Origin of the sequence: Microlunatus speluncae (assembly GCF_009299835.1) — a bacterium.
Lineage (GTDB): Bacteria > Actinomycetota > Actinomycetes > Propionibacteriales > Propionibacteriaceae > Microlunatus > Microlunatus speluncae.
The window spans coordinates 99,285-119,056 of sequence record NZ_VKCZ01000006.1 but is presented as its reverse complement, the minus strand read 5'-3'; the positions used below and the strand labels follow the sequence as shown (position 1 = coordinate 119,056).

Sequence of the window (19,772 nt, the reverse complement as noted above, 5' to 3'; positions counted from 1 at the left end):
ATGGATCAGGCTGTGCTGCTGCGTCGCTGGCGCAGGGAGTCGGTGAACACGGCGATCAAGATCACCAGGCCGACGACGACGTTCTGCCACTCGGGCTGGATGGCGAGGATCCGCAGGCCGTTGATCAGCACCGACATGATCAACGCGCCGATCAGAGTGCCGACGATCGAGCCGCGGCCGCCGAGCAGCGAGGTGCCGCCGATGATCACCGCGGCGATCGCCTGCAGCTCGTAGCCGACGCCGAGCTGCGGCTGGGCCGAATTGAGCCGGGCGGCGATCACCACGCCGGCGACGCCGGTGAACAGGCCGGCCAGGCTGTAGATCGCGATCTTCCAGGCCCGGGTGTTGATGCCGGACAGCCGGGTCGCCTCCTCATTGCTGCCGATCGCGTACGTGTAGCGGCCGAGGATCGTCTGGCTCAGGATCACCCAGGCGAGCGCGGCCATGGCGAACAGGATCACCACCGCCATCGGCAGCGCGACCCCGGGGATCGCCACCGCCAGCGCGATCTCCTTGAAGCCCGACACCCCCAGGAAGTAGATCGGTCGCACCCCGGACAGCACCAGGGCCAGGCCCTGGGCGACCAACATCATCGCCAGCGTCGCGATGAACGGCGGCAGCCGGAGGAAGGCGATGTTGACCCCGTTCAGGAAGCCCATCAGCGCCCCGGTCAGGATGCCGCCGGCGACGCCGAGCGGCAGCGGCAGCCCGGCGTTGACGATCAACAGGCCGGTCACCACCGAGCAGAGCGTCATGCCGGTGCCGATGGACAGGTCGATGCCGCCGGTGATGATCACGAACGTGGTGCCCAGGGCCAGGATCCCGATCACTGCGGTGGACAGCAGGATGCCGACGATGTTGGTGACGGTGAAGAAGTTGCCGCTGGCGACGGAGAAGAAGATCACCAGCACGATCAGGGTGGCGAAGGCGAGCAGCTGCTGCAGACCGCGGCGCAGCACGGCCAGGCCGGACGAGGACGAAGGCGCGGGCGGCGGCGGAGTGGGCGGTGCCTCGGATTGGACGCTCACCGGAGATCCTCCTTCTGGGCCGGCGCCGGCTCAGCGGCGATGGCCTCGATCGTCGTCGGTCCGTGAAACCTGGTGGCCAGCGCCATGATCGACTCCGAGTCGGCGTCGGCGTTGTCCAGGATGCCGGTGATCCGGCCGGCCGCCATCACGGCGATCCGGTGCGAGACCCGCAGCACCTCCGGCAGCTCTGACGAGATCACGATGATCGACTTCCCCTGCTCGGCCAGCTCGCTCAACAACGCGTAGATCTCCTCCTTGGCCCCGACGTCGATGCCACGGGTCGGCTCGTCGAAGATCAGCACGTCGCAGTCGCGGGCCAGCCATTTGGCGATCACGATCTTCTGCTGGTTGCCGCCGGACAGGTTCATGGTCGCGGTGTCGATCGAGGGGGTCTTGATCCGCAACAGGTCGACGTACCGCCGCGACGTGCGCCGGCCCCGGCCGGCCTGGACGAAGCCGATCCGGCTGGTGTAGTCGCGGAGCGAGGCGAGCAGGATGTTGGAGTTCACGGTCCGCTCGAGCAGCAGGCCGAACCGCTTCCGGTCCTCGGAGAGATAGCCGATGCCGTGCCGGACCGCGTCGGCCGGGTGTGCGATCCGGACCGGCCGGCCGCCGACCAGGATCTGGCCGCGGCTGTGCCGGTCCGCGCCGATGATCGCCCGGGCGGTCTCGGTCCGGCCGGCGCCGACCAGGCCGGCGAAGCCGAGGATCTCGCCCCGCCGGAGCGTGAAGGAGACGTCCCGGAGCAGCCGCGGGGTGGTCAACCCGATCACTTCGAGCGCGATCTCCTCGCTCCGCGGCGCGGGGTCGGGACGGCCGGCGGCGGACAGCGTCCGGCCGACCATCTCGGAGATGATCATCGCGTCCTCGACCTCGTCCATCCGGTGATCGGCGACGTGGTGCCCGTCCCGGAGGATGGTGACCCGGTCGGCGATCCGGCGCAGCTCCTCCATCCGGTGCGAGATGTAGATGATGCCGACGCCGCGCTCGGCCAGCGTGCGGATCAGCCCGAACAGCACGTCGGTCTCGGCCGCCGACAGGGCCGAGGTCGGCTCGTCCATGATCAACACCCGGGTGGCCGGGAACGACATCGCCTTGGCGATCTCCACCATCTGCTGCTGAGCCACCGTGAGCGAGTCGACCGTCGCCCGCGGGTCGAGCACGATCCCGGTCTGGTGCAGCAGTTGGACGGTCCGGTTGATCAACCCGCGTTCGCTGGTGAACAACCCGCCGATCCGGGGCTCGCGGCCGATGTAGATGTTCTGGGCGACGGTGAGCTGCGGCATCAGGTTCATCTCCTGATGGATGATGCTGATCCCCAGCTGCTGCGCGGCCCGCGGGCTGTTGATCATGACCGGTCGTCCGTCCAGCATGATCGTCCCGGCGTCGGCGGGGTGGATGCCGGACAAGATCTTCATCAGTGTCGACTTGCCGGCACCGTTCTCGCCGACCAGGGCCAGCACCTCGCCGGCGGCCAGCTCGAACGACACGTCGGCCAGCGCCTGGACCCCCGGGAAACTCTTCGAGATCGATCCGACCTCGAGCAGTCGACTCATGGAAACCTCACCACCTGCAGCGTCGGCGCGGCACATCGTGTGCCAACGTATCAACGACCCGCCTTCCCGGTCCCGGGGGCAACGCCAGCGAAGGAGACTCCATGCTGAAGAACATCGACCCGCTGCTGACCGGCCGGCTGCTGAAGCTGCTCGACCAGCTCGGCCACGGTGACGTGTTCGCCCTGGTGGATCGCAACTTCCCGGCCTATCGCTATGACCGGCCGGTGATCGATCTGCGCGCCGCCACCACCGAGACCGCGGCGAAGGCCCTGTTCAGCGTGTTGCCACTCGACTCCTACGTCGAGCATCCGATCCGCCGGATGGAGATCGACGATCAGCCGGACGAGGTCAACGAGGCCGCCGCCGCAGTGCAGCAGGCCGCCGACGCCGCCGAGGGAAGGACGGTCTCGATCCAGTCCGTGGAGCGGTTCGAGTTCTACCGCCAGGCCACCGAGGCCCGCTTCCTGGTCCAGACCGGCGAAACCATCCCCTACGCCTGCTACCTGCTGAAGAAGGGCGTCATCTAATCCCGCCGACCCGCCACTTGTGCACGCGCTTCTGCGGCGTGTCGGGGCACAAGTGACGTCTCGTCAGGGTGGCGTCGAGTGCCCGTACCCCTCAGTGTTGGGTACGAGAGCCCGCGCAGACCCGTCCCCCGAGAGGAGACCGCGATGCACGACCACGCGGCCCAGCACCAGCCGGCCGATCTCAGCACCCTGACCACCGAGCTGTCGGCCGAGGCCGCGGACGTCACGGCCCGCCGCGCCTCCCGTACCGTCATCTCCGGCACCGCCCAGCGGGTGACGCTGACCGCCCTGCTGGCCGGCGCCGAGCTGGGGGAGCACGCCTCGCCGCATCCGGCTTCCCTGCAGGTGCTGCACGGCGAGATCGAGCTGCACCTCGGTGAGCGGGTGATCAAGGTCCGGGCGAGCGAACTGCTCGCGGTGCCGCCGCAACGGCACAGCCTGCGGGCCGTCACCGACGCGGCGATCCTGCTCACCGTCGCGGTCGGCTGACCGCTCGGCCGAGCCGGCCGAATAGAGTGCGTTCGTGATCACCGACGGTTCGCCCACTCCGGTGACCAACCCGGGCTCGGAACGGGTGTTCACGCTGATCCTCACCCAGGGCCCGATCTCCCGGGTCGCGATCGCCCGCCGCACCGGCCTGTCCCAGGCGGCTGTGACCAAGGTGGCCAAGCCGCTGCTCGCCGCCGGCTATCTGGAGGAGTCGGCCGACCGGGAACGGACCGGTCCGGGCGCCGGGCGGCCGGCCAGCCCGTTGCAGATCCGGGCCGACCGGGAGTTCTTCGTCGGCATCAAGATCACCAGATATCACCTGATCGGGGTGCTGACCGACCTGCGCGCCGACGTGCTGGCCCGGCTCACCTGGGACCTCGCCGACCTCGACCCGGCCGCCATCGTGCGGCAACTCGCGGCGATGGTCGCCTGGCTCCGCGACGCCGAGCCCACCTTCCGCGAACGCAGCCGCTGCCTCGGCGTCGCTGTCTCCGGCGACGTCGATCGCCGCCGCGGCAACGTCGGCTACTCGCCGTTCCTGGAGTGGCACGACGTGCCGCTGGCCCGGTTGATCACCGAGGCCACCGGGCTGACCGTCACGATCGAGAACGACGTCAAGGCCCTCGCCGTCGGCGAGCACTGGTTCGGCGCGGGGGTCGGTGTCCGCGACTTCGGGGTGGTCACGCTGGGCCAGGGCATCGGCAGCGCCCTGGTGATCGACGACCGGCTGGTCAGCGGTGCGTACGGCGTCGCGGGGGAGCTCGGCCACACCCCCGTCGGCGGCGAGGAACCCCGCTGCCGCTGCGGTGGCCGCGGCTGCCTCGAGGCGATCGCCGCGTCGGAGCTCCTGACCGAGGCCGTACGGGAAGCGACCGGTGACGCCAGTCTCGGCTTCCCGAACGCCGTCCGGCTGGCACAATCCGGGCAGCCCGACGCGCAGGCGATCTTCCAGCACGCCGCCCGCGCCGTCGGTCGCGGCGTAGCCACCCTGGCCAACCTGACCGGGCCGGAGCGGGTGATCATCAGCGCCGACAATCCGGATCTGGTCGGCTTCGCCGAGTTCCACGCCGAGGTGCGCCGGTCTTTCACCGAGCAGGCCTTCGGGTCGGTGGTGAACTGCGAGCTGGTCTTCGTCCACCGCCCGCTGGAGGCCTGGGCCCGGGCCGCGGCGACGGTCGCGATGCAGTCCCTGCTCACGCTCTGATCTTCTGCGGCGGAAGTTCGGGCCGGGCAGCGGCAACCCAGAAATCTAATACTTGACTCGGTTCATTAATTGCTCCTAGCATGGACGGACCGCCTGCACCTGATCACGGCCGGATCGACAGGCATCCCTCGGTAAGCGCTCTCCCGTCCTGCGCAGATCATCCGAAGTGAGAGGTCCCAACGATGAGACAACCACGCCCGATTCCAGCCGCCGCCACCACCACCGCCGCAGCCTCAACGGCCATCTCCCGCCGCCGGATGCTCGGCCTGACGACCGCCGCCGGCGCGGCCCTACCGCTGCTTTCGGCCTGCGGCAGCGCTGAGCTCCAGCCGCTGCCGAAGCCGCCGGAGAACGCGGCCTATCCGCTGGCGAAGGCGGAGGAGTTCTTCAAGTCCCTGGAGTGGCCGACCACCGACGTGGCCGAGCCGACGGGGCCGACGACGGTGACGTTGGCGATCACCGCGTCGGAGGACGCCGAGATCCGGCACCAGCAGTTTGCGTACTTCTTCCGCGAGCTGCATCCCACCATCGAGATCAAGCGCGAGGTCACCTCGTTCGGCGACTATCTGACCAAGTATCTGACCTCGGCGGCCGGCGGATCGCTGCCCGATCTGATGTATTGCCACTATTCCTGGGCGCAGAACTTGATCAAGAACGGCGTCCTGGCGCCGATCGACAGCTACATCGCGAAGACGCCGGAGTTCAAGCTCGACGACTTCTCCGAGCAGGCCTACAGCTACTGGGTCCGCGACGGCGAGCACTTCGGCATCCCGTCGGACTCGGCGCCCAAGATGCTCTTCTACAACAAGGAGATCTTCGACCGCGCCGGCATCGAGCCACCCGGCGAGAGTTGGACCTGGGATCACCTGTATCGGGTCGCCGCCGAACTGACCTCCGGCAGCGGGGTCAACAAGGTGTACGGCTACACGGCGATGCCGCAGATGAAGGCCGACCTGACGCCGGTCCATCTGCTGCCGTACGGCGGCCGCTTCCTCAGCGAGGACGAGCGGAGCGTGCAGGTGCAGGAGCAGCCGGCCTACGACGCGCTCGCGCCCTGGGTCGAGCTGCAGGTCAAGCATCAGGCGGTGCCGAGCCTGGCCGAGATGCAGGCGTTGGAGGACGCCGATCCGTTCCGGACCAACCATGCCGCGATGTCGGTCAACGGACTGTGGATCGTGCCGGCGCTGCAACGGCTGCAGGGCAAGGACAAGTTCGACTGGGCCGTGACTCATGTGCCGAAGGGCCCGGCCGGCCGGTTCTCGCCGCTGGTCGGCAGTGCGTACGGGATCACGTCCAAGGCGAGAAATCCGGAGGCGGCCTGGATCGTGCTGAACGCGCTGATGTCGCCGGCCGGTCAGCGCTACTTCAACCTGACGCCGCCGGCACGGCTGTCGACGTTCGAGCAGAACCTGGCCGATCTCCAACTGCCCAAGGAGATTGCCGAGGTCGGCAAGGCGGCGATCACTGACTATGCCGGGTCCGACGGGGTGCTGCGCGGGGTCGGGACCAAGAAGGTCGAGGACACCGCGAAGGTCACCTGGGACGAGGTCCGGGCCGGGGCGATGCCGCTCGCCGACGGCCTGGCCAAGATCAACACCGAGCTGACACCGATCCTGCAGGAAGCCGGATGACAACCGTCGCCGCCGGCCGGACCCGCAACGTCGGGCACGGCCGGTCGCGACTCGCCCGCCGGGAGGGACGGCGGTTCCAACTGTTCGCGCTGCCCTGGGTGATCGGCTTCGTCTTCTTCTCCGGCGGTCCGATCCTGGTGTCGTTCGTGATCAGCTTCACCCGCTGGGAGTTGCTGGGCACGCCGAAGTTCGTCGGCCTGGACAACTACCTGAAGCTGTTGGCCGATCCGAATTTCGGGATCGCGGTCCGCAACACCGCCTACTTCGGCGCGGCTTCGGCCCTCTGCGGAGTGATCTTCAACTTCGTGCTGGCGCTGATGCTCAACCTGAAGGTGGCCGGGCAGTCGATCTTCCGGACCGTGATCTACCTTCCGTCGGTGCTGTCCGGCATCGCCACCGCGCTGCTCTGGGTCAATCTGCTGCACCCGGACTACGGCCTGGTCAACCGGCTGCTCGGGCTGGTCGGAATCACCGGTCCGGGCTGGCTGCTCGATCCGAACTGGGCCATCCCCGGGCTGGTGATCATGTCGGTCTGGACCACCGGCAACGCGATGGTGATCTTCCTGGCCGGGCTGCAGGGGATCCCGGCGCACCTGTACGAGGTCGCCCAGCTCGACGGGGCCGGCTGGTGGCGCCGATTCCGGCACGTCACCGTCCCGATGATGTCGCCGATCATCTTCTTCAACCTGATCGTCGGCTTCATCGGCAGCCTGCAGGCCTACTCGTTGATCTTGTTCATGACCGACGGCGGGCCCAACAACGCGACCCTGGTGCTCGGCCTCTACGTCTTCCGCTACGCGTTCCAGTACTTCGAGATGGGGTATGCCTCGACCATCGCCTGGGCGCTGTTCTTCCTGATCATGATCTTCACCGCGATCCAGTTCGTGCTCGCCCGCCGCTGGGTGCACTACGAGCACAAGTAGGAGCCTGCGATGACCACCCACTCCGTCGAAGCGCGCTGGACTCCGGCCACCACCCGGCACCGGGCCCGGGTCCGGACCGAACGGATCCAGTGGGCCGGCGCGTACGTGATCCTGGTGCTGACCAGCGCCGCCTTCCTGTTGCCGCTGCTCTGGATGATCTCGACCTCGTTGAAGTCGGAGAGCGCGGTGATCAGGACGCCGCCCGAGTTCTTCCCCGACGCCGTGCACCCGGAGAACTATCCGCAGGCCTGGTCGGCGATGCCGTTCAACGTGTTCCTGCTCAACAGCATCATCGTCACCGCGCTGTCCATGATCGGCAACCTGGTCTCCTGCATCCTGCCGGCCTATGCCTTCGCCCGGTTGCGAGCGCGGCTGCGCGGGCCGATGTTCCTGGCACTGCTGGCGACCATGATGATTCCGGCCCAGGTGACCCTGGTGCCGAAGTATCTGCTGTTCGCCAAGCTCGGCTGGGTCGACAGCTATCTGCCGCTGGTGCTGCCGAACTTCTTCGGCTCGGCGCTGTTGATCTTCCTGCTGCGCCAGTTCTTCACCTCGATCCCGGAGGAGCTGGTGGACTCGGCCCGGGTCGACGGCGCCGGCGAGCTGCGGATCCTGTGGTCGATCATGCTGCCGCTGTCCCGGCCGGCGATCGCTACCGTGACCCTGCTGTCCTTCATCGGCACCTGGCCCGAGTATCTCGATCCGCTGATCTATCTGCGGTCGACCGAGAAGTTCACCATCCCGCTCGGCATCGCCATGTTCCGCGGCCAGTACGACACCCAGTATCACCTGATGATGGCGGTGTCGGTGCTCGCCCTGATCCCGATCGTGATCACCTTCCTGGCCGCCCAGAAGTACTTCATCCGCGGCATCACCCTGACCGGCCTCGGCGGCCGTTGACCCACCAGCATCGGAGCCACTGTGCAGATCACCGTGTGGAACGAGTTCCACCAGGAACGCACCGACCCCGAGTTCCCCGACCGACCACCGCCAGCACGAGGAGACCGATATGCCCACCTGGAAGCTGACCGCCGGAACCCTGGAAGCCGTGATCGAGCTGACCGACGGGGGTGAGCTGACGCTCGAGGCCCGGCACGACGGGCGTCCGGTGATCGCCGCCTCACGACTCGGCCTCCGGGCCGCCCACGCCGACCTGACCGACGGGCTGGCGTTCGATTCGATCACCGAGCGTGCGGTCGACGAGTCGTACCGGACCATGATCGGCAAGAGTCGCGATCATCACCACACCGCGACCGAGTGGACGCTGACGTTCAGCAAGGGCACTGATCGACTGCTGCTCCAGATCCAGCTCGGTGATCAAGGAATCGGCTACCGCTATCAGGTGCCGTGGTCCGGCCCGGTCACCGTCTGCGAGGAGATCTCCGGCTACGTCATCGACCCCGAGGCGCGGGCGATCCTGCTGCCGTACGACAACGGCCGCTGCGACTACGAGGAGATCCAGCACCAGACCACGGTCGGGCGGGCCGAGCCGATCCGGTACGGCTATCCGGCGCTGTTCGGCCTCGGTGACGAACTCTGGTTGATGATCACCGAGTCCGGTCTGGACGGCGGCTACGCCGGATCCCGGTTGGGCTTCGACGGGACCGTCTTCTCCCTGGACCTGCCGGACGCCTACGTCACCGCCGCCAGCCCGCTGATCACACCGTGGCGGACGATGATCATCGGCAGCCTGGGCTCGATCGTGGCCAGCGACCTGATCACCGGCCTGGCGCCGCCGTCCCGGGTGCCGGACACCTCCTGGATCAAGCCCGGTCCCGCCGCCTGGTCCTGGTGGTCGGACGGGCCGTCCAGCTGGGATCCGGAGGCGCAGCGCCGGTGGATCGACTTCGCGGCCGAGGTCGGCTGGCCGTACGTCCTGCTCGACTCCGGCTGGCATCGGGACTGGGCCCCGGAGGTGATCGCGTACGCCAAGGAGAAGGGGATCGGGGTCTGGCTCTGGACGCACTGGCAGCATGTCGACACCGAGCTGGAGCACCGGGAGAAGCTCGAGCTGTGGAAGGAGTGGGGCGCGGTCGGGATCAAGATCGACTTCACCGAATCCGACGGCCAGGAACGGATGCGCTGGTTCGATTCGATCCTGGCGGCGACGGCCCGGATCGGGCTGATGGTCGTCTTCCACGGCGGCACGATCCCGCGCGGCACCGAGCGCACCTGGCCCCAATTCCTGTCGGCCGAAGCGGTCAAGGGCGCCGAATGGATCAAACCCAAGCCGGGCAAGGAGCCGCTCTATCCGCCGACCCACTATCTGGCGCTCGCCTTCACCCGCAACGTGCAGGGTCCGATGGACTTCACGCCGTGCACGTTCAGCGCGGTCCGCACCATCTCGGCCGGCTTCGAGCTCGCCCTGTCGGTGATCTTCGAGTCCGGCATCCAGCACTTCGCCGACTCGATGGAGGTCTACCGGTCGATGCCGGAGGCCACCGCGCTGCTCTCCCGGGTCCCGGTGGCCTGGGACGAAACCCGGCTGCTGTCCGGCGATCCCGCCGATCACATCGTGCTGGCCCGGCGACACGGCGCCGATTGGTATGTCGGCGCCGGGATCACCGGGGCAGCCCGGGCGCTGACCGTACCGCTGGACTTCTTGGACGCGGGCGACTGGACCGCCGAGCTGTACGCCGACGCTGACGGCGACCGGATTGCGCGGACCACCACCCAGGTGGCGGCCGGTGCCGTGCTGGAGATCCCGGTGGCGGACAACGGCGGCTGCACCATCCGACTCACCCGCTGAGCCACGGCACCATTCACGGAAGGAACCCCGATGAGACGTCGACGTCCCCGGTGGACATCAACCCTGCTGACCCTGACCCTGATCATGGTCGGCGCGACCGTCGTGATCAGCCCTGCGGCCGCCCAGCCCGGCGGCGCCGACGACCGGCGCGACCGCTGGGAACTGCGCTGGAATCCACGCCCGGACCGAGACGGTCTGCAGGCGTTCGAAGCCCTCGAGGACGACCGCCGTGGATCGCACCCGGAGGGCTATCCGCACGTCACCGTCGAGCGTGATCACTGGCGCTTCGACGCGCACCTGGAGGACCGGGACGGCTCGGACCGGATGCGCAACGAGGTGCGCGGCATGCGGGACGCCAAGGGCATGCCGCTGGAGATCCGGAAGGACGAAGTGTGGCGGCTCAGCTGGCGGATGTTCATCCCGGACACCCTCGACGCGACCAGTTCGTTCAGCCACATCTGGCAGGTGAAGACGTCCGACACCGGCACCCCGCTGCTGCAGCTCAGCCTGCCGATCAAGAACGGCGTGCCCAAGCTCGAGGCCCGCTACTGGATCCTCGACGGCAGCGCTCAGCCCATCGCGACCTATGACCTGGCCCCGCTGCAGAACCGGTGGGTGAGCACCACGGTGGAATGGAAGTCGTCCGACGACGGCTACGTCCGCTGGTCCTTGCGGGACGATCGGGACAGACTGTTGGTCGACCAGCAGGTGGACGACGTCGATCTCTACTGGACCGAGGAGCAGTACAACCGGCCCAAGTGGGGCATCTATCGCAGCATCAACAGCGCCGGCCTGCAGGAGACCCACCTGTTGATCAAGGACCTGAAGGCCTGGCAGCGCGGCCCCGCCACCCCGCCCGTGCAGCTGCCGCCGCCGGACACCTCACCCGGCGCCTACGAGGCCGAACGGGTCGGCAACGTCTTCGAGGGCGCGGCCGAACCGGTCTACTGCAAGATCTGCTCCGGCGGTCGGAAGGTGATCCTGATCGGTGGCAACACGTACGACTACACAGCGATCAAAGGCATCCTCTCGACGACGACCGGCACCCGTCAGCTGACCATCCACGCAGTGGTCGACGGCACCCAGACCTTCCGGCTCAGCGTCAACGGTGCCGACTCGATCCCGGTGATCATGACCGGCACCAAGGACAAGATCACCACCGCCACCATCGGTGTCCCCTTGATCAACGGCGTCAACAACATCCGCTTCTTCAACCTCGAAGCCCGCTCCCCGGAGCTGGACAAGATCGTGATCATCTAGCGCGCTTCCGTTCCCTGATCCCAGGTCGAAGGGCAAGCCAGGCCGTGCCGCCTTTCTGGTCGGCCCGTCGGCCGGAAATGATGCGCCGAGGACGGGCAGGTTGCCGCGCTCCGCGGGAATCGCGGCCGGATCGCGGCTACTCGATCGACAGCAGCCCGCCGACCGGGATGTCGATGATCTGGTGGCCGGGCACCAGCCGCAGTTCGGTGCGGCTGACGTCCTGGCCGCGGCAGTCGCGCACGGTGGCCAGCACGGCGCGCTCGCCATGGCTGACCAAGGTCGTCTCGGTGGAGGGATCGGCGTTGGCGATGATCAGGCGGCGGTCAGCGGGCACCGCGATCGGCAGTGGGGCATAGCGGCCGACGATCTCCAGGTCGGCGTCGGCGGCTGAGACCAGGGGATAGCGCAGGTCCGGCCGGGTGGGACGGAAGGCGCCCTGCTGCAACACGGCGGCGTGCTCGGTGACGAAGGCCAGCCAGAAGCGCAGGACGTCGAGCTGCTCCGGGGTCTGTTCGGTCAGGTCCACCGAGATCTGCGGTACGGCGAACAGGGTGTTGATCAACTGGACCGCGACCTGCTCGGGCCGCTCGGTCGGGTGCCACATCATCATGTCGGCGTGCACGGCCAGCGGACCGGCGATCAGTCGCAGGTCGACGGTGCGCTGCCGGTTCTGGGTCGGGCTGAGCGGGCAGTCGCCGGCTCTGATCATGCTCGCGTGCCGCCACAGGCCGGGGCTGACGTACGGCTGCCGCAGCTCCACCATCGGCTCCCGGCCGACACTGCGTAGTCGATCATGAAGCTCGGCCAACAACCGATCGACCCCCTCGGTCACCGAACCGCAGTCGGCCTCCGGCCCCGCGGGCGGCGGATCCTCGACGGCGAACTGGTCGATGAAGTCGATCTTGAGCCCGTCCATGCCCCACTCGGTCACGGCCCGGCTCAGCCGGTCGGTGATCAAGGTCCGGATGAACGGATAGCGCGGATCGACGACGCCGGCGTCCAGGTGCTCCCGGAACGTCAGCAGATAGGGCTCGACCCGGGAATACAGCTCGGTCCGGCGGCCGACGAACGGGATGGCGTACCAGAGCAGATAATCGAGCCCGGCGTCGTGCACGGCGGCGACGTGCGCGGCAAGATCGGGGAAGGCGGCCGGCGACGGCTCCCACTCGCCGACCAGCCCGTAACCGCGGCCACGGTCGGTGCTGTGCCAGCCGTCGTCGACGATGATCATGGTGCAGCCCAGCTCGGCCGCCGGCCCGACCTGCCGTTCGATCGTCGCCGCGGTGACATGCTGCTGCATCGTGTACCAGGTCGAATAGGCCGGCCGGCGCACCGCCGAAGGCACCGGCTCGACCGGATACAAGGTGCTCCACCAGTCGGCGACCCCGGCCAGTGTCTCGGCGAAGTGCCGACCGCTCAGGTCCAGGCGCAGCCGCAGCTCGCTCACCGGATCGGCGGTCTGCTCCACCCAGAAGCCGAAATCGCCGGTCTCCTCGACCACCCCGGTCCGCACCGCGACCGGCCGCACCCCCTCACCCGCGGCGAACGTACACACCGCTCGGTCGGCGATGTCGATCAACGACCCGACCGGCGCCCCCTTCTCCAGCGCCGACGTGCGTGGCCGGCGCCAGAACGGCGGCAGTCCGCGGTGCTCGCCGCTGTCCGGGCTCCAATAGGTCGGCGCGGCCGTCGCCGGCAGTTGCCAGGCGGCCCGGACCACGGTGGTCGCGGCCGGGGTCAGCCGCACCTCGACCACGCCCGGTTCGACCGATACCACCTCGGCCGTCACCTCCTGATCGGCCGTGACCTCCAGGGTCAGCGAGACCCCGTCCCGCGCCAATCCGGTCGGCACCGGTTGCCGCCGGACCTCGCCGGCCGGCCGGTCGTGCGGTTGCCAGGGCTGTGGTGCACCGTCGGTCATGGTCATCCTCGTCGATCGTGGTCGGGGAACCGTACGGGATTACTTTACGGAGGAATGGAATTCGCCGGTTGGGGATCCCCGCGCGAATGTGGCAGGTTGGGCCTTCTGCCGAGCCGTCAGTTCGGCTGCGACACGCCGCAAAAACGGCCGCGGATGTGACGGGTCGGCGGTATTGGGGGGTGGATTTGCCCTGATGGGGCGGGTCTGTCAGGATTGTCGGGTTGCTCCGACGGGGTCGCCGGGGTGTGTTGCGCTGTCAGCAGTGTGACCACCGCACCGCGAGACCTCGGGAAGCCCGATCCGATTGGGCCTTGAAGGACCTGATTGGGATCGTGGCGCCAAATCCCAGCAAAAGCGCGACTGTGGTCGTGCTGTGCTGAGAAAGGCGCGACACACCCGACCTCGGGGGTCGGAGCAGAGGCAGCATTCCAGCCGGAAGTACGACAGTAAGGACGATGACGTGGCGGGACAAAAGATCCGCATCAGGCTCAAGGCCTATGACCACGAGGTGATCGACTCCTCGGCGCGCAAGATCGTCGACACGGTGACCCGCACGGGGGCCAAGGTTGCCGGCCCGGTGCCGCTGCCGACCGAGAAGAACGTGTTCTGCGTGATCCGTTCTCCGCACAAGTACAAGGACAGCCGGGAGCATTTCGAGATGCGCACCCACAAGCGGCTGATCGACATCATCGATCCCACCCCGAAGACGGTCGACTCGCTGATGCGGCTCGACCTGCCGGCCGGTGTCGACATCGAGATCAAGCTCTAAGGACTGCACCGATGACCGCCAAGAATGCAGAACGCAAGGTGAAGGGCCTGCTGGGCACCAAGCTCGGCATGACCCAGCTCTGGGACGAGAACAACCGGGTCGTGCCGGTGACCGTCATCCAGGCCGGACCGTGCGTCGTGACCCAGGTCCGGACGCCGGGCTCCGATGGCTACGCGGCCGTCCAGCTCGGCTTCGGCGCGATCAAGGCCAAGCAGGTCACCAAGCCCTCCGCCGGCCACTTCGAGCGGGCCGGCGTGACGCCGCGCAAGCACCTGGTCGAGATCCGCACCACCGATGCCAGCGAATACACCCTCGGTCAGGAACTGACCGCCGAGGTGTTCGCCAGCGGTGAGGTGCTGGATGTGACCGGTGTCAGCAAGGGCAAGGGCACCGCCGGCGTCATGAAGCGGCACGGCTTCCACGGTCTGCGCGCCAGCCATGGTGTGCACCGCAAGCACCGCGCCCCCGGCTCCATCGGCGGCTGCGCCACCCCCGGCCGCGTGTTCAAGGGCCTGAAGATGGCCGGCCGGATGGGCGCCGAGCGCGTCACCGTGCAGAACCTGACGGTCCACTCGATCGACACCGAGCGCGGCCTGATCCTGATCGAGGGTGCGATCCCGGGCGCCAAGGGCGGCCTGATCGTGCTGCGCACCGCGGCCAAGAAGGCCGGCAAGGAAGGAGACGCGGCATGACCGACACCGTTCTGGAGACCAGGAGCGTCGACGTGCTCGACGCATCCGGCGCCAAGTCCGGCACGGCCGAGCTGCCTGCGGAGATCTTCGACGTCACCGCCAACATCCCGCTGATCCACCAGGTCGTCACCGCCCAGCTGGCGGCGGCCCGGCAGGGGACCCACTCGACCAAGGGTCGGGGCGAGGTCCGCGGCGGCGGTCGGAAGCCGTACCGGCAGAAGGGCACCGGCCGCGCCCGGCAGGGCTCGATCCGGGCCCCGCAGTACACCGGTGGTGGCGTCGTGCACGGCCCGACGCCGCGCAACTACTCCCAGCGGACCCCGAAGAAGATGATCGCCGCCGCCCTGCGCGGAGCGCTCTCCGATCGGGCCCGCGGCGGTCGCGTGCACGTGGTCAGCGAGCTGGTCGGCGGTGACACCCCGTCCACCAAGACGGCGATCGCCACGCTGGCCAAGGTCGCCGACGCCGAGCGCACCCTGGTAGTGCTGCACCGCGACGACGATCTCGCCTGGCTGAGCCTGCGCAACGTCGTGACGGTGCACGCGCTGGCCGTCGATCAGCTGAACGCCTACGACGTGCTGGTCAACGACGTCGTGGTGTTCACCGAAGCCGCGCTGAAGTCGTTCGTCGGCCGCTCCGCCGGCACGGTCGAGACCGAGCACGCACACCCGTACGGCGACGGTTCCTACGTCGGCGACGAGCCGCCGGCCGGCTTCGACATCAAGGGCAACGAGGACTCGAAGAAGTTCCACACGCCCCAGTCGTCGCACTACGGGCGGACCGAGGCCGAGGTGTGGTTCAACAGCGTCGAGGCCGCTGAAGCCGCCGGCTTCGTCGCGACCAAGGGCGACGCCGGAGCAGGAGAGAAGTCCGAATGAGCAACCCGGTTAAGTACCGCGACCACCGCGACGTGCTGCTCGCTCCTGTGGTGAGCGAGAAGAGCTACGGCCTGCTGGACGAGAACAAGTACACGTTCCAGGTCACCCCGGACGCCAACAAGACCGAGATCAAGATCGCGGTCGAGACGGTGTTCAAGGTCAATGTGATCGGCGTGAACACGATCAACCGCAAGGGCAAGCGTCGCCGCACCCGCAACGGCTGGGGCAAGCGCCCGGACACGAAGCGTGCGATCGTCACCGTCGCCGACGGTGAGAGCATCGACATCTTCTCCGGCGCGGTCTGAGCGAGAGGACGAGACGAGACATGGGAATCCGTAAGTTCAAGCCGACGACCCCGGGCCGCCGTGGCGGTTCCGTCGCCGACTTCGTCGAGTTGACCCGCTCCACTCCGGAGAAGTCGCTGCTGGCGCCGAGCCCGAAGACCGGCGGTCGCAACAACACCGGCCGGATCACCACCCGGCACATCGGTGGCGGCCACAAGCAGTCCTACCGGATCGTCGATTTCCGGCGGTACGACAAGGACGGTGTCCCGGCCAAGGTCGCGCACATCGAGTACGACCCGAACCGCACCGCCCGGATCGCGCTGCTGCACTACCTGGACGGCGAGAAGCGCTACATCATCGCGCCGCAGGGCCTGAAGCAGGGCGCCCCGGTCGAGGCCGGTGAGGGTGCCGACATCAAGCCCGGCAACAACCTGCCGCTGCGCAACATCCCGGTCGGCACGACGATCCACGCGGTGGAGCTTCGTCCCGGCGGTGGCGCCAAGCTCGGCCGGTCCGCCGGCGCGAGCATCCAGCTGGTCGCCCGCGAGGGCAAGAACGCCACGCTGCGGATGCCGTCCGGTGAGATGCGGATGGTGGACGTGCGCTGCCGGGCGACGGTCGGCGAGGTCGGCAACGCCGAGCAGTCGAACCTGTCGCTGGGCAAGGCCGGTCGCAACCGGTGGAAGGGCAAGCGCCCGACCGTCCGCGGCGTCGCCATGAACCCGGTCGACCACCCGCACGGTGGCGGCGAGGGCAAGACTTCCGGTGGTCGTCACCCGGTGTCCCCGTGGGGCAAGCCGGAGGGTCGGACCCGGAACAAGAACAAGGCGAGCAGTCGCCAGATCGTCCGCCGTCGTCGTACCGGCAAGAAGCGCTGATCAGGAGTTTGTGAACAATGCCACGCAGCCTGAAGAAGGGCCCCTTCGTCGATGAGCACCTGGCCAAAAAGGTCGAGGCGCTCAACACCAAGGGCAGCAAGACCGTGATCAGGACCTGGTCCCGTCGCTCGATGATCGTGCCGGACATGATCGGCCACACCATCGCGGTGCACGACGGCCGCAAGCACGTCCCGGTCTTCATCAGCGATTCCATGGTCGGTCACAAGCTGGGCGAGTTCGCCCCGACCCGGACCTTCCGCGGTCACGAGAAGGACGACCGGAAGTCCCGGCGGCGGTAAGGCAGGGAGAGGAAAAGATCATGAGCACTTCAGAGAAGGCCCGGCCGAGCCGCCGCGCCACCCTCCTCGGCGACCGCCCCGGTTCGTACGCGATCGCGAAGCAGGTCCGGATCTCGGCCACCAAGGTGCGCCGGGTGGTGGACCTGGTCCGCGGCATGCCGGTCAGCGAGGCCCTGGCCACGCTGCAGTTCGCGCCGCAGGCCGCCAGCGAGCCGGTCTTCAAGGTGGTGGCCAGCGCCGCCGCCAACGCGGAGCAGACCGACAACCTGCGCCGCGACGACCTCTACATCTCGCAGGCGTTCGTCGACGAGGGCATGACGATGCGCCGCATCCGGGCCCGCGCCAAGGGCAGTGCGAGCCGGATCCTCAAGCGGTCCAGCCACATCACCGTGGTAGTCGAGCCCAAAGAAAGCAAGGAGGCCTGAGCATGGGTCAGAAGATCAACCCGCACGGCTTCCGGCTGGGCATCTCGACCGATCACAAGAGCCGTTGGTACGCCGACAAGCAGTACGCCGAGTACGTGGGCGAGGACGTCAAGATCCGCGAGACCCTGACCAAGGGTCTGGAGCGGGCCGGCATCTCCTCGGTGGAGATCGAGCGGACCCGGGACCGGGTCCGGGTCGACATCTACACCGCGCGGCCGGGCATCGTCATCGGCCGCAACGGCGCCGAGGCGGAGCGCGTCCGGGGCCAGCTGGAGAAGCTGACCGGCAAGCAGGTGCAGCTCAACATCCTCGAGGTCAAGAACCCCGAGACCGACGCCCAGCTGGTGGCTCAGGCCACCGCCGAGCAGTTGGCCTCCCGGGTCGCGTTCCGGCGGGCGATGCGCAAGGCGCAGCAGTCCGCGATGCGCTCCGGCGCCAAGGGCATCCGGATCCAGTGCTCGGGCCGACTGGGTGGGGCCGAGATGAGCCGGTCCGAGTTCTACCGCGAGGGCCAGGTGCCGCTGCACACGCTGCGCGCCGACATCGACTACGGCTTCTTCGAGGCCCGTACCACCTTCGGCCGGATCGGCGTGAAGGTCTGGATCTACAAGGGTGACGTGGCCGGCACGCGGGCCGAGCGCGCCGCGCAGAAGGCCGCCCGTTCGGCCGCCGGCGGCGGTCGGCGCCCGAACCGCGGTGGCCGCAGCGATCGTCCCACGCGGGCCGATCGGATGGAGCGTGGCGGCGGTCGTCGTCGGTCCGACGCGGCCCCGCAGGCCGATGCGCCGGCGAGCAACGCGCCTGCCGAGTCCGCCGACAACGCGCCCGCGACCACCACCGCAGGACAGGAGGCGTGAGCCATGCTGGTGCCCCGTAGGACCAAGTTCCGTAAGCAGCACCATCCCAAGCGTGGCGGGATGGCCAAGGGCGGCACGTCGCTCGCCTTCGGTGAGTACGGCATCCAGGCCCTGGAGAGCCACTACCTCACCAACCGGCAGATCGAGTCCGCTCGTATCGCCATGACCCGGCACATCAAGCGTGGCGGCAAGGTCTGGATCAACGTCTTCCCGGACCGCCCGCTGACCAAGAAGCCGGCCGAGACCCGGATGGGTTCCGGCAAGGGTTCCCCGGAATGGTGGATCTCCAACGTCAAGACCGGACGGGTGCTCTTCGAGCTGTCCGGCGTGACCGAGGAAGTCGCCCGCGAGGCGATGCGTCTGGCCATCCACAAGCTGCCGATGAAGGCACGGTTCATCAAGCGTGAAGGTGGTGACAACTGATGGCGAAGACCACCACCGCAGCTGAGCTGCGCGGGCTGACCCGAGGCGAGCTCGACCAGAAGGTCAAGGAGTTGAAGGAGGAGCTGTTCACGCTCCGCTTCCAGGGCGCGACCGGACAGCTCGAGTCGCACGGTCGGCTGCGCACCGTACGCAAGGACATCGCGCGGATCTACACCGTGCTGCAGGAGCGGGTGCTCGGCATCGTCGATGACCCCGATCTCGAGAACGAGGACGAGTCGGCCGAGGCCGAGGAGCGGGTGAAGGCCTGAGATGAGTGACGTGAACACCGAGAAGACCGTGGCCGAGACCGACGCCCCCGAGCGCGGCCGGCGCAAGGTCCGTGACGGGTACGTCGTCAGCGACAAGATGGACAAGACCGTCATCGTCGCCGTCGAGGACCGGGTGAAGCACCGCCTGTACGGCAAGGTGCTGCGCCAGACCGCTCGGCTGAAGGCACACGACGAGGAGAACTCCGCCGGCGTCGGCGACCGGGTCCGGATCATGGAGACCCGTCCGCTGAGCGCCACCAAGCGCTGGCGCCTGGTCGCCATCCTCGAAAAGGCCAAGTGACTCATCCGCACCCGCGGATATCTGAAAGAAGGAACGGATGATTCAGCAGGAGTCGCGACTGAAGGTCGCCGACAACACCGGTGCCAAGGAGATCTTGTGCATCCGCGTGCTCGGTGGATCCGGTCGCCGCTACGCCGGGATCGGCGACACCATCGTCGCGACGGTGAAGGATGCGATCCCGGGTGGCAACGTGAAGAAGGGCGAGGTCGTCAAGGCGGTCATCGTCCGTACCGTCAAGCAGCGGCGCCGGGCCGACGGCTCCTACATCCGGTTCGACGAGAACGCCGCCGTGATCTTGAAGGCTGACGGAGACCCGCGGGGCACCCGCATCTTCGGTCCGGTCGGCCGGGAACTCCGCGAGAAGCGCTTCATGCGCATCATCTCGCTCGCGCCAGAGGTGATCTAGGAA

General features: G+C 68.2%; 23 protein-coding genes. 20 read left to right on the top strand and 3 right to left on the bottom strand.

Features of this window, described 5'->3' with window-relative positions; all coding sequences use genetic code 11:
* Positions 1-5: 5 nt before the first annotated feature.
* Positions 6-1,028: an ABC transporter permease gene (locus FNH24_RS09425; RefSeq protein WP_217428120.1), complete on the bottom strand. Its 1,023-nt coding sequence runs from the start codon at positions 1,026-1,028 to the stop codon at positions 6-8.
* The gene (locus FNH24_RS09420) at positions 1,025-2,584 is read right to left on the bottom strand and encodes a sugar ABC transporter ATP-binding protein (protein WP_152361920.1); all 1,560 of its coding nucleotides are present in this window, start codon (positions 2,582-2,584) and stop codon (positions 1,025-1,027) included. Before FNH24_RS09420 ends, FNH24_RS09425 begins: the two co-directional genes overlap by 4 nt.
* 101 nt (positions 2,585-2,685) lie before the next feature.
* Here FNH24_RS09420 and FNH24_RS09415 point away from each other — a divergent pair, with 101 nt between their 5' ends.
* From FNH24_RS09415 to FNH24_RS09380, 8 genes are all read left to right on the top strand, one after another.
* A complete protein-coding gene (locus FNH24_RS09415; RefSeq protein WP_152361919.1) occupies positions 2,686-3,111 on the top strand; it encodes an RbsD/FucU family protein in 426 nt (141 codons plus the stop codon).
* A 144-nt stretch (positions 3,112-3,255) separates the two neighbouring features.
* A complete protein-coding gene (locus FNH24_RS09410; protein ID WP_217428119.1) occupies positions 3,256-3,600 on the top strand; it encodes a cupin domain-containing protein in 345 nt (114 codons plus the stop codon).
* 34 nt (positions 3,601-3,634) lie between these two features.
* Positions 3,635-4,804, top strand: a complete 1,170-nt coding sequence (locus FNH24_RS09405; RefSeq protein ID WP_217428118.1) for an ROK family transcriptional regulator — start codon at positions 3,635-3,637, stop codon at positions 4,802-4,804.
* Between the two features lie 182 nt (positions 4,805-4,986).
* Complete coding sequence (locus tag FNH24_RS09400) at positions 4,987-6,435, top strand: ABC transporter substrate-binding protein (RefSeq protein WP_152361918.1); 1,449 nt, start codon at positions 4,987-4,989, stop codon at positions 6,433-6,435.
* Positions 6,432-7,358, top strand: coding sequence for a carbohydrate ABC transporter permease (locus FNH24_RS09395; protein WP_152361917.1), 927 nt, complete (start codon positions 6,432-6,434; stop codon positions 7,356-7,358). Before FNH24_RS09400 ends, FNH24_RS09395 begins: the two co-directional genes overlap by 4 nt.
* A gap of 9 nt (positions 7,359-7,367) precedes the next feature.
* Positions 7,368-8,258 (top strand): carbohydrate ABC transporter permease, encoded by an 891-nt coding sequence (locus tag FNH24_RS09390; protein WP_152361916.1) that lies wholly within the window; start codon positions 7,368-7,370, stop codon positions 8,256-8,258.
* Between the two features lie 109 nt (positions 8,259-8,367).
* Positions 8,368-10,107, top strand: coding sequence for a glycoside hydrolase family 97 protein (locus FNH24_RS09385; RefSeq protein ID WP_152361915.1), 1,740 nt, complete (start codon positions 8,368-8,370; stop codon positions 10,105-10,107).
* 30 nt (positions 10,108-10,137) lie between these two features.
* Positions 10,138-11,367 carry a carbohydrate-binding protein gene (locus FNH24_RS09380; RefSeq protein WP_152361914.1) on the top strand — a complete coding sequence of 410 codons (1,230 nt, stop codon included), beginning with the start codon at positions 10,138-10,140 and terminating at the stop codon, positions 11,365-11,367.
* 136 nt (positions 11,368-11,503) lie between these two features.
* Here FNH24_RS09380 and FNH24_RS09375 read toward each other — a convergent pair whose 3' ends face one another.
* Positions 11,504-13,294, bottom strand: coding sequence for a glycoside hydrolase family 36 protein (locus FNH24_RS09375; protein ID WP_152361913.1), 1,791 nt, complete (start codon positions 13,292-13,294; stop codon positions 11,504-11,506).
* A gap of 454 nt (positions 13,295-13,748) precedes the next feature.
* Between FNH24_RS09375 and rpsJ the strand changes: the two genes are divergently transcribed.
* The 12 genes from rpsJ to rplN are packed head-to-tail and all read left to right on the top strand — an operon-like array spanning position 13,749 to position 19,769.
* Positions 13,749-14,057, top strand: coding sequence for a 30S ribosomal protein S10 (gene rpsJ / locus FNH24_RS09370; RefSeq protein ID WP_012923688.1), 309 nt, complete (start codon positions 13,749-13,751; stop codon positions 14,055-14,057).
* Positions 14,058-14,068: 11 nt separating this feature from the next.
* A complete protein-coding gene (gene rplC, locus FNH24_RS09365; RefSeq protein WP_152361912.1) occupies positions 14,069-14,749 on the top strand; it encodes a 50S ribosomal protein L3 in 681 nt (226 codons plus the stop codon).
* Positions 14,746-15,627 carry a 50S ribosomal protein L4, sunset domain variant gene (gene rplD / locus FNH24_RS09360; RefSeq protein ID WP_152361911.1) on the top strand — a complete coding sequence of 294 codons (882 nt, stop codon included), beginning with the start codon at positions 14,746-14,748 and terminating at the stop codon, positions 15,625-15,627. The genes rplC and rplD overlap by 4 nt, the downstream gene beginning before the upstream one ends.
* Positions 15,624-15,932, top strand: a complete 309-nt coding sequence (gene rplW / locus FNH24_RS09355) for a 50S ribosomal protein L23 (RefSeq protein WP_152361910.1) — start codon at positions 15,624-15,626, stop codon at positions 15,930-15,932. The genes rplD and rplW overlap by 4 nt, the downstream gene beginning before the upstream one ends.
* 20 nt (positions 15,933-15,952) lie before the next feature.
* The gene (rplB, locus tag FNH24_RS09350) at positions 15,953-16,789 is read left to right on the top strand and encodes a 50S ribosomal protein L2 (RefSeq protein WP_152361909.1); all 837 of its coding nucleotides are present in this window, start codon (positions 15,953-15,955) and stop codon (positions 16,787-16,789) included.
* A 17-nt stretch (positions 16,790-16,806) separates the two neighbouring features.
* Entirely contained in the window at positions 16,807-17,088 is a 282-nt protein-coding gene (gene rpsS / locus FNH24_RS09345; RefSeq protein WP_152361908.1) for a 30S ribosomal protein S19, read from the top strand.
* Between the two features lie 20 nt (positions 17,089-17,108).
* The gene (gene rplV, locus FNH24_RS09340) at positions 17,109-17,513 is read left to right on the top strand and encodes a 50S ribosomal protein L22 (protein ID WP_152361907.1); all 405 of its coding nucleotides are present in this window, start codon (positions 17,109-17,111) and stop codon (positions 17,511-17,513) included.
* Between the two features lie 2 nt (positions 17,514-17,515).
* Positions 17,516-18,370, top strand: coding sequence for a 30S ribosomal protein S3 (rpsC, locus tag FNH24_RS09335; RefSeq protein WP_152361906.1), 855 nt, complete (start codon positions 17,516-17,518; stop codon positions 18,368-18,370).
* Positions 18,371-18,373: 3 nt separating this feature from the next.
* Positions 18,374-18,793: a 50S ribosomal protein L16 gene (rplP, locus tag FNH24_RS09330; RefSeq protein ID WP_152361905.1), complete on the top strand. Its 420-nt coding sequence runs from the start codon at positions 18,374-18,376 to the stop codon at positions 18,791-18,793.
* Positions 18,793-19,062, top strand: coding sequence for a 50S ribosomal protein L29 (gene rpmC, locus FNH24_RS09325; RefSeq protein ID WP_152361904.1), 270 nt, complete (start codon positions 18,793-18,795; stop codon positions 19,060-19,062). The genes rplP and rpmC overlap by 1 nt, the downstream gene beginning before the upstream one ends.
* Position 19,063: 1 nt before the next feature.
* On the top strand, positions 19,064-19,363 hold the full coding sequence (gene rpsQ, locus FNH24_RS09320; protein WP_152361903.1) for a 30S ribosomal protein S17: 300 nt from the start codon (positions 19,064-19,066) through the stop codon (positions 19,361-19,363).
* 37 nt (positions 19,364-19,400) lie between these two features.
* Positions 19,401-19,769 (top strand): 50S ribosomal protein L14, encoded by a 369-nt coding sequence (gene rplN, locus FNH24_RS09315; protein ID WP_152361902.1) that lies wholly within the window; start codon positions 19,401-19,403, stop codon positions 19,767-19,769.
* Positions 19,770-19,772: the final 3 nt, after the last annotated feature.